Origin of the sequence: Halorubrum persicum (assembly GCF_002727125.1) — an archaeon.
Lineage (GTDB): Archaea > Halobacteriota > Halobacteria > Halobacteriales > Haloferacaceae > Halorubrum > Halorubrum persicum.
The window spans coordinates 1-11,617 of sequence record NZ_NHOA01000040.1; the positions used below are offsets into that span (position 1 = coordinate 1).

Below are 11,617 nucleotides of genomic sequence, written 5' to 3' on the forward strand. Positions count from 1 at the left end.
GCCCGGCACGTAGCAAGAAAAGAGAGCCGTGACGACCGGCTATTCCCACCAGCGGTCGCGCTCGGGGAAGGTAATGGTGCTCCAGCCAGTGACGGCTAGTGAGACGCGCCCGTTGTACCAGTTTTTCGCCGCCCCGTGAATCCGAACGCGCTCACCCTCCTTGATCCACGGAGCATCCGATGCTTTCCAGCTGGTGAACTTCGTTTTCCCACTGTCGTCTGCGATCAGACCAACTTGAGCGATGGCTGGCGAGTCACTATCCCAAAGCACCTCGATTTGACCTTCAACACTCACTTCTTTGCGATCGACGTCCTCGAGGGCGTCGATGGGCACGGTGCCCCCCGGAGCCGTCTGCAACTCCTCGAACACCCGCACGACCGCACTCGTTATATCCGTGCCGTCGACGACTGCTTCGGCCAGACGTCGACTGACCGCCGCCCGCGACCAGCTATCCAACCGCGTCGCGAGTCGGTCTGCCTCCGTGTTCACCGTCGCCAGTTTATCCTGGGAGAGCTCCGCTCGGGGATCATCCCGTTCGGGGTCGGCCATCGGGTCCACGCTCGCGGCACGCTTCTGGAACGTCCGCCGACGTTTCTTACTCCCGTGCGCGGCGACCGCCCGCGTGCGCTGCTCGCGACCGTCCTGCGTTCCCAGNNGCGATCCCGTCCGGGTGGTTCGCATCCACCTTCGCTTGGGTCTCCTGCTCGACCGCGGCCTCGAACTTTGGCGTCTCGTCGACGACCGGGAAGCCGTCTTCATCGACCGTCTGACCGCCCGCGTTCTCGAATGCCTGTTCATCCACCGTAACGACCTTTCCGCTAGCGTTGTTACTAGACATTGGTATCTCTCCAAGGTACCACTGAAGGCGCTCACGCGCCGACACCGCGATGCTCCTACATCGCGGTTTTCCGACGTCAACAACCGACAGAACCATCTGCGCGCTCTCGCTCGCGCCTTCGCGAGCGCCCTACCGGGCGCGAGCGAGAGCGCGCCTGCATGAGGTGGCCCCAACCAGCACCGCGCGCCGACCCGCCCGAAGCGAGCGACCAGCGGAGAAAGCGTGGGGGGTGAGCAGCCACGCCGCGCAACCCCCCGCGCTTTCCCGCTGGCGTCGAGGGCACATTCATTTTAGCCCGGCAGTCCGCCCGCCACTGCAGGCAGACCGCCCGGAATGGTCGGTCGCGAGCGACGCGGAGGGCGGCAGCGGCGAGCGGGGCGGGCCGCGAGCGAACACTCTTCCGCTAAAATTGCCGCCATTGAATCTGTAAAATACGAATCCGAGCCATTAGTGCGAATTTAAAATGGTGGATAAGAGACTTATCTAACCACGATATTTGTGTATCCAGGATGGAATCGGAAGAAGAGACCCCAGCTCTTTCACCGGATGTGGGTTATATCGCAAGTCTTCTTCACCCCCTCAAGATTGCAAGCTCAACTGAACACTTCGAGGAATGGATTTGCGAAAACACAGAGGATGACCTGGATGACCTGGTTCCTGGATATGTGTTCTTCTTCGAGACAGGTATCCGTGCACTTGCGGTTGGTGGCAGTATTAGCCCAGTTTTTGATCTGGATTATCCGTATGTCCTTCAGCGAGCAGAAGGAGAGATGATTGACCCTGACAAAATCCCCGAATCAAATGAACGATTAGACTTTTTCAGGAATCTAAAACAAATTCAACAACAGATTAGACCAGTAACCGACTGGGAGAACATATCTACAGTACAGGACGCAGTAACACCCCTTCTTGATCTCTCAGCGAAATTAATAGAAATCGCCGAACCTGTTCCTGAGACTGATATCTCAAAAGAGACCGCTATTGAGTACGCTACACGTATTCAATTGGTGGATCGATATACCAACACTCGCCAATATGGTCCTCGTGGATATGGACCAACAAATTTAGATCGCTGGTTATTGAGCGGTCCACGAGAGGACGCTATTAGTGGCTATGTTAGAACCCTTCAATTTGTCTGGAAAGAACTCCTAAAGGACGAAAATACGTATCAGAACTCGGTCCTTCCTGATTTGAACCAAGTAACTACGTGGTCATCAGATTACAGGAGAGATAGTTCTGAGTCCCCGTTACAGGCCTTCTATGGTGATGTTCGGGGCCAATTTCTCACACCAATCGATAAGGAATTAGAATCTTTAACGGGTGGACGGCTGGTTGAACCAGATGACATACTTGAAGCTCGTTCAGACATTCCAGAGGATGTACTCTCCCCGTTTTTAGCAAGCGTAAAACCACCCAGTCGATCAGAACTTACGCTTGAGGAGGAGCTTGATTATGTACTATTCTGGAATAATGCTGAATGGTTGGGGTCAACTACTTTTAGCAAGGATGCAACGTTTGAGACGACTCTCTGGGGGCTTGCAATTACATTCCTTCGGGAAGATGCTGACTTCCCGATTCACATTGCTCGTTTCAAACATCCTGTAAAGAGTGATGAGGGGAACCGGTATTCGTATGCAATTCTTCAACGTCTGGCACACCGCGGTATTGGCGATCCTTCCGGATGGCTTATTTTCTACGAGGTGGGCACCGACTTTTCGGGGTCAGAAGCTGCTGTTAAATATATTGAACAAAGTATAGACGAAGCTCAAGATCTCTGGCCAATCGAGGTCCGTGAACTAACAATTGGGATTGAGGAATTTCGCCGACTGATGGCAACTCGGCTTACAGATGATTATCTTCAAAATGAGCTTGAAGCACAAGACGCGTCTATGAAACTCAATTCGGCTCGAGGAGTTCTTTTAGAATTACTGGGGTACTTCGCTCTAACTGCTCAGGAGGGTGATCTGCCAGTGTTTTGGTCTGAAGACCTTGGTGCTGGAGAAGTTGATCTTCTAGTCATAGAACAGAACCAATATCGTGTAATCGAATGTAAGGCAGATCCCGGTACGGTACGATTCAGTGATGAAATTCCAAAACTCCGTTCCAAAGCGCGACCACTACAAGACGATGGAACAATCGTTCTCGAATTTATGTTTTGGGAGTCTCCGTCCGAGGAAACTGCGAGTTCACTTCGCTCAGCTGGCATTGAATATACCGTTCTTCCAAACCATTCGTCATTTGATAATCTGAGCCTGGATCGGATACAAGATGCTTTTGCACAATCCATTCGTGATGCACGGTTTGATGATCCAATGGGACCCGTTAGAAGATTCTCAGGAATTCGAGAGGACTTGTTCTGGTATCTAACCTTGACTGAGAACAGTCAGTAGAGGGTATTATTATTCGTCCCGATCTCCAATGGTGAAATGGTCCTAAAATATCGTTGCGAATACGGGACACAGTCAATTCGAAAAGCGAGCGACCAGCGGATCGACATCCACTCCGGAACCCCGGAGCGTCCACTCACTGGCGTCCCGTCGACACCGCGGCGGCACCTTGCGGGTCTGTGCGCTATTCGTTGGGAGCCACCGCGTCCTCCTCGACGGAGTACCACTGGTGGTCGTCCCACTGGAACCGCACGGGCCGTGCCGTCGGCCTGACCGCAGTGTTTGTCGCCTGTTCGAGCTGCGTCCGCGACGCGACGAGGTCGGCGTGCCCCTCGAAGCCACACGGACACCTCAGCGTCTCGCGATGCCGGCGCGTCTGCTTGCGTTCCCCACACTTCGGACACGTTTGGGAGGTCCACGCTTCGGAGAGTGAGGCCACCTCGATGCCGTACTCTTCGCAGACGTTCGCGAACTGATCGAGACACTGGCGATGCGCCCAGAACGTACGCGCTTTGAGGTTCGCCTCGACCGACCAGTATTCGCCGAGGACGCCGGTGAGATCGCCGTGATAGATGGTTTCGACGCCGTCGTCGTAGAGTCGCTCGACCAGATCTCGAAGGAGCGCGTTCACGGCGTGGTCCCGCCGGCGGGAGCGCTTCCGATAGAGCCGCTGGATACGCTTGCTTGTGTTTTGACCTTCAGGGAGCTTCGCTTTGGCGTCGGCGATGCGCTCGGTCGTTTCACGGAATTGCCGGAACGGCTCCTGGCCGCTGTACCAGTACTGGTCGCCGGCCGTCGTCGTACACGCGACGAGGACGTTCGCGCCGATATCGAGCGCGGCTACGTCCGTCCCAGTTGGCGTCGTCTGTTCGGCCTCGGAGACTGTTACGGGTTGGTGGGCCCGATACGTCTCGTCGACGTCGTCGTAGGTGAGGTGAAGGCGGCCCTGGTCACCTTGCCAGTGTGGCTCACCACGGACCGCGACACGGAGCCGTTCGGACCGACCGAAGCCGTACTCGGCTTTGAGTTGGCTGCCGATAGGGATCTCGAGCCGGGAACGCTCGCCCCAGCGGATCGTGTAGGCGTCGTTGCGGATGTAGGTCCGCAGATCACGTCCGTCGTTTTGATTCCCCCAGTAGCCGGGTGGACTGACCTTATGGTCGGCCTCCTCGACCGTTTCGAAGAACGACCGCCAGGCGGCATCGTTGACGCGGGTAATCTGCTGAGTCGTTGCCGACCCCAACACGTCGACGTACTCGTCGTAGTAGCCGTCACCCTCCCAGACGCTCTCGCCGGCGAAGAACTGCTGCCGGCGCTCGTAGGTGAGCTGGTTCCAGAGGCTCGCTGACGCATCGAGGAGGCGTCTGAGGATCGCTTCATCTTGATCCGACTGGGGGAAGACCTCGAAGGTATTGGTTCGTCTCATCGCTCTGACTCACCCCACATTCGCGGCACGTAGCCGAGGTGTTCGATGTCGTCCGCGTAGTCCCGAAGGACCCCTATCAGGACGATTTCTGGGATGCCGTTCTCGGCCTGTTCGACTAGCCACTCCTCCAGTTCGACTTCGGCCTCTTCGATCTCGTTCAGTTCGACCGACATCGATCATCACGCCTCTATCAGACGGTGTACCTGTCGCTGGCGGTGGTAACACATCTCGAATCACCTGTACTGCGCAGGCACGACCGAACGCGCCTGCACCCTTTGCAGGCGCTCAAAAACATCACCGCACTACGCAGTTAGAATGAGGTATCGAAGAACCGTTGTAATACTTGGCTCGGGGCGATAAGTACAGCGGGCGCATTTATCGGTGCAGGCCGTGTGTGTTCTCCTGTATGCCTGAAGAAGTCCTGTTCAAATCGGAGAGCATCCAGAGTCGAGAAGAGATTGCATCGTACCTCCGGAAAGTCGCGGACAATCTCGACAGCGGAAACGCTATCAGCCTGAAAGCAGGCTCCGAGTCTGTCACGCTGAATCCCCCTGCCCAACCGACCTTCGAAGTCAAAGCCGAACGGGAAGGTCCGGCTGGCAATATGACGGAACGCAGTATCGAGTTCGAACTCGAATGGGACGAGGACGACGACAGGGAGGGCAGCAAAAGCGGTCAGCTGGAAATCGAGTAGTCACTTCCGCATATCTACTTACCAGCGGTGTTGAAATCAGTCCCTATTCACAAACTGTGTGGTCATTCAGGGAAGTAAAAATCCGATTTTGGCTTTCTGTGCGACGAGGCTTCCCTGAGCTTAGCAATCTTCGATGGACTCCGATCCCGAATAATGACAACATCGTAGGCTTGGTCTGCCGCAACGGACCCTCCAACACTACTTACTGCTGTAACAAGCCGGCCAACGTTTTCACTGCCGATGAAGACCATCGAAACGTCTTCATCCCGTGCCACCTTCCGTATCCGGCCCGCTATCGTGCCAGACCGGGCGTATCGATCCACAACTTTGTGGCGAAAGTTCGCACTTGGACACAAATCAGTCACCTGTTTATGTAGCGTTGAAACGACAGATTCCAAAGCGAACTCTTCGTCCTGTTCAAGCCAGCTGCGTTCTCTGGCGTAGTCTGTATTCCCCTTCGGGATGACACTTACAGCCAGTACATCTTCGTCAAACACGTTCCCGAACTGAGTCGCCCGAATAAGTGCTGCTTCAGCTAGAACTGATCCGTCAAATGGGACGAGTATTGTCATATGAATGCTTGGTCTGGTGTCAAAGAATCTCTTCCGATTCTTTCTGAATCGAACGAGTGATGCGATAAACCCTGTTAAGCAACGATACAGGAAGCAAGCGGATGTTTAAATATCCGCTGAATATTACCGAATCCTCGAAGCCAGAGGAAGGCATCGTTCGATGGGAGAGAAATCACCGAACGGCACCTAGATATAGCTCTCTCCTTCGGCTCAGCCAGCGCGTGGTAATTCGATAACGAAGACGGCGCCTGTCGGCTCATTGTCCTCCACCCAGATCTCGCCCCCGTATTCGGTAACAAGTGTGTCAACGAGATAGAGTCCGATGCCTGTGCCAGGACTTCCAAGCCCCCGTTCCCCTTTACCGAACACGGTGTCTTTGTGATCGTCGGCGATTCCGGGTCCGTTGTCGGCGATTCGCACTTCAACATCGTCGTCTCGTGCCTCATAAGAAACCTCGATATGAGGAGTGTCGGCATCGTTGTGCTGGACAGCGTTGTTGAGGAGATTCCGGAAGACCGAACTGAGCATACTATTGGCAGCTACCTCCACATCAGATGGTGAGTTCCCCAAGACGAATTCTGCCTCCGGGAAGGATTCCTCGCGAAGCGACAGCTCGGTTTCCAGAACCGAATGTAGTGGCACGGGCTCAACGGTAAGCGCTTCATCCGAGACAACCGTTTCCACATACTCACGCGCGACCTCAGTCAGTTCAACGACGTGCTCGCCGCTAGCAAGGATTTTCTGCAGGTACTCGCGCCCCTCATCGTCGACGTGGTCGTCGAGCATTTCTGCCCAGCCGAGCACGACCGCCATATCGTTCCGGATATCGTGCCGAACTATCCGATTCAATAGTTCCAGCTCTTGCTCGCGTCGTTTTTGATCGGTGATGTCGGTGGAAATGCCGATGATCTCCGAGACATTTCCCGCCTCATCCTGTAGTATAACTTGCCGATTGAGCGTCCACCGGACCGAACCATCCGGGCGAACAACGCGCCCCTCATACTCCGTATCACGGAGTTCACGGGTTGATTCCTCGATGTTTGCGCGAACGCGATCTCGGTCATCGGGATGAATCGACTCAATCAGTTTCCCGATGTCGTCTTTGATCTCCTCAGGTGGGACACCCCAGATATCTTCGAAGCCCGCACTGATGTACTCGAATTTCCCCGGTTCGGACGCTGTCCAGAGAGCGACGCCGTCCAGTTCATCAAATAGCGACCGAAAGTCACGACGCTTCCCCAGCGATCCGTTGCTCATACGGCTTCCAGAAGACCAAATCGTATAAATTCTAGTTCGTAACTCTCGACTCCCCGAGTTCTCGCGGAGGGCGGCAGCGGCGAGCGGGGCGGGCCGTCAGGACACACCTGTCTAGCCGGCCACGTTGCTCGGCCAGCCAGCCACGGTCCTGGCGGACTCAGAAAGGGCGAGGCCGCCTCGGTCGTCCCCCGACCCCGCAAGCACCGCAGGCACGAGGCGCGCAGCGGCGGTCGCGGGACGTCGAGCGGCCGAGGGCTTTCGAGTGTCTTCTCCCCGCGAATCAGGCTTGAATCCCGTCAGCTGTCGCCGGCGACCAGGTCCTCGATGAACCGGAAGCCGTTGACGAACGTCACTGAATCCCCGTAGCCCTCGCTCGCGAGCACGGTTTCGGCCCCCTCGCCGGCCGCGATATCCGTCGTGTAGATGTAGACCTCAGTCGCGGTTCCCGCACTGAGATGCTGGGCACCGAGGGCAGCGAGGGCGGCGTCGGCACGTTCCACCCCGTCTGCCGGCCGGTTGTCGGCGTTCGCGATGTACCGCTGGACGCCGTCCATCACCCGTGAGACGACAGGATCGGAGAACTCGAGCGGCGCCGCAACCGTCGCCCACCCCTCGTCGATCGCGGCGTCGACGGGCGGCGCCTCGACGTCGGGGTCGTCGACGGTCAGCTCCTCGTACACCCGTTCGGGAAGGACGAAGGTGATGTCGTTCCGGCGGGCGAACCGCCGAACGGCTTGGTACCGACTGTTCGAGGGCTGCCCCATCGCGACGAACAGGCCGGTGTCGGCGATGTGGAGCCGGCTCACGCGTCGTCGACCGTGTCGCCGTCGCCGACGTTTACCTCATCCAGAGATGCCCCACCCTCCTCGATGTCGTAGTGCTCGTGGACGACGGGCCGCAGCGCCTGCAGAATCATCTCCGCGGCCAGCGGCGAGATGTCGAGATCTTCCGCCATCAGCCGGTGGGTCACCTCGCCGCGCTCGCGGGCAACTGCGTACGTGAGCGCCGTTGCGAGGCCGGCGACGCCGTGGCGGTCGATGTAGGTGTCGATGTCGGCGTCCGTCTCGCGACGGCCGACGGCGTCGATGAGCGCCGGCGTGATCGTGTACTCACGGTCACCGGCAGCCGTCGTCACGGTCAGGTCAATCTCCCGGGCGGCGTACCGACGTGGCTGCCCGTCGTCGGTGACGTCGACGACGCCGGCGTCGACGAGCCGGTTGACGTAGCTGTAGGCGGTCCCCTGGGCAAGTTCGAGGTCGTCCATCACGTCCTGGACCGTCGCCTCGCCCTCCCGAGCGAGGTACGCGTACAGCTGGGCGAGCTGTGGCTCTTCGAGAAGGTCCGCGACCGAGAGGAAGTCGCGAACAATGTCGCCGTCGGCCCGGTTTGAAGTGCGTGACACGGGTTGTTCTTGATTACAGATTACAGGTAAACAGTAATGAGTGTTTGGGTCACTCCGCTGGCGCCGCGACGAGGTGCTTTTCGAGGTCGCGCGTCCAGTACGTCGCGAGCCCGCCCGGACTACAGCGGGCGCACAGCTGCAACGGGCCTTCGAGGTGCCCGAGTTCCACCCGGAACCGCGTCAGTGCCGCGAGCGTGTCGACGACCAGCCCACAGCCGTCACAGGCGACGTGATCGTGCTCGTCGGGATCCGGCTTCGTCTGAATCGCACAGTCGACGCAGATCGGATGAGTGACCCGTTCGTCTTGTCCCCAAGTATGGGCCTCGCCAGTCTCGGTACCGGGCGGGGCGTCGCAGAACGCACAGCCGACGAGCGTTTGCTGCATCACTCTTCCTCCGCGTCGGCGTCGCGGCCGGCCGTCCAGCCACGATGGAAGACGGCCAGCTGGGTCGATGAGTCGAACGCGGTGCCGCTCGGCTCGTGAACCAGAATTTGGTCCTCCGGAACCGGAGTGACGACATCCGCGTCGACGAGGTCGTTGACCAGGCATTGGGCTGTCCTGTCGTCGACGTCCGCCGTATCGGCCCCGGCGGCGTCGCGGTCCTGGGCAAGCTGTTCCTTCTTGAACTGTTCGTAGTCGGCACTCGTGTCGTCGTGAGGATCGGGACCAGGCATGGTGAGTCACGGCACGCACACTATCGCGCGCTGCACGCCTCCTGGCGCAAATAAACAGTCAGGAGGAACAGCGTCAGTCAGGTCGCGGGTCGCGATAGCCGATGACGGCGATGTCATCGATGAACAGGACGCCCTTCATGAAGTCGAGCTTCGTCAGACTGTGCTGGTACAGGTTATGCCGACCCAGGTAGTTTACTGGCACCACCAGACAGCCGAACTCGATCTTCGGCCGGCCGTCCTTCTGGGTGCGGTACCCCTTCTGGAACTTGAGGAGGTCGTCGCTGACGTTCTTCCGCTCGCTCTTCTCGACCTCGATGGCGATGCGGGCGTCGGCGTCGTAGAGATCGACGCTGTAGTTAAACCCCTGATGCGACCAGAGCTTGCAGTTCGGGTTGTAGCCGCCGGCGGCGTCCCCCTCGTACTCGTACTGCGAGAGGTCGTCGGCGATCGCGGCATCGAACCCGCCGACCTCCGTGTGTTTCGTCGATCCGTCGAAAACGCTTGCTGGGACGGCCTCGACGGCCGTCTGAATCGACGCCAGCGACTCATCCGGAAATGTCTCGGACGAGGTTTGGGTGCGGCGCTCGCTTAGTTTGGTGACCTCCTCAACGACGACCATACTCGCTCTCGACGAACAGCGGCCCGATAAAACCCGTCGCGACGGCCATTCGAGCCGACCGGCGCCAGGATACACTCACTCGAGTATCAGGGCGGCGGGCGGGAACGAGGGTGTGGATCCAGCCTCAATTTTAACCAACACTGTGTCGGTACGGGTCCGAGGTGTTGGTTAAGTCTAGCCCTTACGGCGTTCGGAGCTCTCGAACTGGCTTCACGACGAAGGTGTCTGGCTCGCTGGTTGCTTCCTCACCTGATCGTTCCGCCGTCGTCGAGGGCGACCGCGTGAGCTGGGTGATGATCTCGTCGCGAACGATCCGTCGAGGGACGGTGGTCTCGTTCCAGCCCAGCCGGTCGTCGAAGTGCCGTTTCTGGAACTGCTCGCCGACGCCGTTGGCCGCAACGTATTGCGTCCGCGTCGACTGCCCGACCTGCCGTGAGACGAAGACGGCGCCCACGGCCTCGTGCGTGAGTTCAACGAGAGCACACTCCACGAGGGCAACGACCGACGTGTGATCTCGGTCAGTCGGGACCACCACCTCAAGGTCTGCCCACGGCGCCTGGTCGTCCGGGGTACTTGCCGCTTGATGCGCAGATCGTGTCTCGCTGCGTCGTTCCGAAGCCATCGTCTATCGGGGGGACCTGATGCGCCCCGCCACCCCCTCGCGGGGGCAACAGACACCACCGAAACGCACCCCGTCAACCTATGCGCTAAATCTGATACTTCAGTAGTTCCGCTATCCCTGTGATGGCCCCTCGGCCTGAGAGAGCCGGCGGCCTTCGCACACTGTATATCGCCTCTTTCTTTGGACGAAAACCGCGATATGCAAGACAATATGACGGTCTCAAATTGGAGAAGAACTCCGTCGGGCCGATTTGAGGCGGTAGAAAATACCTCGACAAAGACTATAGATTGCGGTGAGACGGAAAAATTGCCCGACGGAGGGTTCTACTCCCTCAAAATAGGGGATTGAATCTGACATGGACGGATTAGCCCTACTACCTTGGTATAGGAAGTCTTTCTTTGGAATCAGTCAGGAGGTCTGATATCACCTATACCGAGTGGTTTCGGGTGTATTAAGCGCTGAAACGGCTCGACGTGCTTCAAGGAGGCAGAATCAAACTACAGTCAGCAGAAGCATAATAGTCTAGATATCTTCATCATGTTGGAGACCTTCCACCTCTGAAAGAAGGCACAGACAAATTACCGCTCTACTATCGAAATACTCTGTATGCTATTAGTTCAACCAAGATTCAAACCCATCATCTCCGTCGTATTCGGTTGTGGGGGGATAGTACGATCCCCCATGGGCTTCCTTATGGCACGGTTCACAAAGAGTGGCCAAATTCTCATCACAGGATTCACCTCCTTCTGAAATCGGGAGAATATGGTGTACCGTTAATTCTTCCTCCCGATTGCATCGGAGGCACGAACCGTCGCGTCTAATGATCCTGTCTCTCGTTCCAGGCGAGACTTTTTCTTCCTGAGCAGATTGTGACCAGGCTTTCTCGACGGCTCTCTCTTTTTCAGGGTCGTATTTGAACCGGCGGGCATAGCTATCCGAGCAGCCAACAACGTTGGCAATATCCTTCGATGCAGCCCCCTCTGCCATTTCCAATAATGCCAGTATTTCCTCCTTAGCAGTCGCCGCCTCCTCAACTCCAGATTCATAGAGCTGTTTCAACTCGTCAAGAGATGTCCGCTTATGAGGAACGTATTGAGAGTCATCATTATAGTAGCCGTTAGAACT

The 11,617-nt window shown here is 57.5% G+C and carries 13 protein-coding genes and 1 pseudogene; 2 read left to right on the plus strand and 12 right to left on the minus strand.

Annotated elements, in window-relative coordinates:
• Window positions 1-39 precede the first annotated feature (39 nt).
• A pseudogene (locus tag DJ69_RS06440) lies at window positions 40-838 on the minus strand (DNA-binding protein).
• 509 nt (window positions 839-1,347) lie between these two features.
• On the opposite strand from DJ69_RS06440, the gene DJ69_RS17810 reads away from it, so the two are divergent.
• Window positions 1,348-3,228 carry a threonine synthase gene (locus DJ69_RS17810; protein ID WP_144050395.1) on the plus strand — a complete coding sequence of 627 codons (1,881 nt, stop codon included), beginning with the start codon at window positions 1,348-1,350 and terminating at the stop codon, window positions 3,226-3,228.
• A 181-nt stretch (window positions 3,229-3,409) separates the two neighbouring features.
• Here the strand turns inward: DJ69_RS17810 and DJ69_RS06450 are convergent, their stop codons facing one another.
• Both DJ69_RS06450 and DJ69_RS18265 read right to left on the minus strand, forming a co-directional pair.
• Window positions 3,410-4,651 (minus strand): RNA-guided endonuclease InsQ/TnpB family protein, encoded by a 1,242-nt coding sequence (locus DJ69_RS06450; protein ID WP_099254858.1) that lies wholly within the window; start codon window positions 4,649-4,651, stop codon window positions 3,410-3,412.
• Complete coding sequence (locus DJ69_RS18265) at window positions 4,648-4,824, minus strand: hypothetical protein (protein WP_180271736.1); 177 nt, start codon at window positions 4,822-4,824, stop codon at window positions 4,648-4,650. The genes DJ69_RS06450 and DJ69_RS18265 overlap by 4 nt, the downstream gene beginning before the upstream one ends.
• 233 nt (window positions 4,825-5,057) lie before the next feature.
• On the opposite strand from DJ69_RS18265, the gene DJ69_RS06455 reads away from it, so the two are divergent.
• Window positions 5,058-5,345, plus strand: a complete 288-nt coding sequence (locus DJ69_RS06455) for an amphi-Trp domain-containing protein (RefSeq protein WP_099254859.1) — start codon at window positions 5,058-5,060, stop codon at window positions 5,343-5,345.
• A 62-nt stretch (window positions 5,346-5,407) separates the two neighbouring features.
• Here DJ69_RS06455 and DJ69_RS06460 read toward each other — a convergent pair whose 3' ends face one another.
• The 9 genes from DJ69_RS06460 to DJ69_RS06500 all read right to left on the minus strand — a co-directional run.
• Window positions 5,408-5,917 carry a universal stress protein gene (locus DJ69_RS06460; protein WP_099254860.1) on the minus strand — a complete coding sequence of 170 codons (510 nt, stop codon included), beginning with the start codon at window positions 5,915-5,917 and terminating at the stop codon, window positions 5,408-5,410.
• Window positions 5,918-6,127: 210 nt separating this feature from the next.
• The gene (locus tag DJ69_RS06465; RefSeq protein ID WP_099254861.1) at window positions 6,128-7,174 is read right to left on the minus strand and encodes a PAS domain-containing sensor histidine kinase; all 1,047 of its coding nucleotides are present in this window, start codon (window positions 7,172-7,174) and stop codon (window positions 6,128-6,130) included.
• A 296-nt stretch (window positions 7,175-7,470) separates the two neighbouring features.
• Complete coding sequence (locus DJ69_RS06470) at window positions 7,471-7,980, minus strand: hypothetical protein (RefSeq protein WP_099254862.1); 510 nt, start codon at window positions 7,978-7,980, stop codon at window positions 7,471-7,473.
• Window positions 7,977-8,576, minus strand: a complete 600-nt coding sequence (locus DJ69_RS06475; protein ID WP_099254863.1) for a DUF7437 domain-containing protein — start codon at window positions 8,574-8,576, stop codon at window positions 7,977-7,979. The genes DJ69_RS06470 and DJ69_RS06475 overlap by 4 nt, the downstream gene beginning before the upstream one ends.
• Window positions 8,577-8,625: 49 nt before the next feature.
• Window positions 8,626-8,961 (minus strand): DUF7558 family protein, encoded by a 336-nt coding sequence (locus DJ69_RS06480; RefSeq protein ID WP_099254864.1) that lies wholly within the window; start codon window positions 8,959-8,961, stop codon window positions 8,626-8,628.
• Window positions 8,961-9,251, minus strand: a complete 291-nt coding sequence (locus tag DJ69_RS06485) for a hypothetical protein (RefSeq protein ID WP_099254865.1) — start codon at window positions 9,249-9,251, stop codon at window positions 8,961-8,963. The genes DJ69_RS06480 and DJ69_RS06485 overlap by 1 nt, the downstream gene beginning before the upstream one ends.
• A gap of 73 nt (window positions 9,252-9,324) precedes the next feature.
• The gene (locus DJ69_RS06490) at window positions 9,325-9,870 is read right to left on the minus strand and encodes a hypothetical protein (RefSeq protein ID WP_099254866.1); all 546 of its coding nucleotides are present in this window, start codon (window positions 9,868-9,870) and stop codon (window positions 9,325-9,327) included.
• A 181-nt stretch (window positions 9,871-10,051) separates the two neighbouring features.
• Window positions 10,052-10,492, minus strand: a complete 441-nt coding sequence (locus tag DJ69_RS06495) for a hypothetical protein (protein ID WP_099254867.1) — start codon at window positions 10,490-10,492, stop codon at window positions 10,052-10,054.
• A gap of 612 nt (window positions 10,493-11,104) precedes the next feature.
• A partial coding sequence (locus DJ69_RS06500) for an HNH endonuclease (protein ID WP_245851547.1) occupies window positions 11,105-11,617 on the minus strand: 513 nt, incomplete at its 5' end.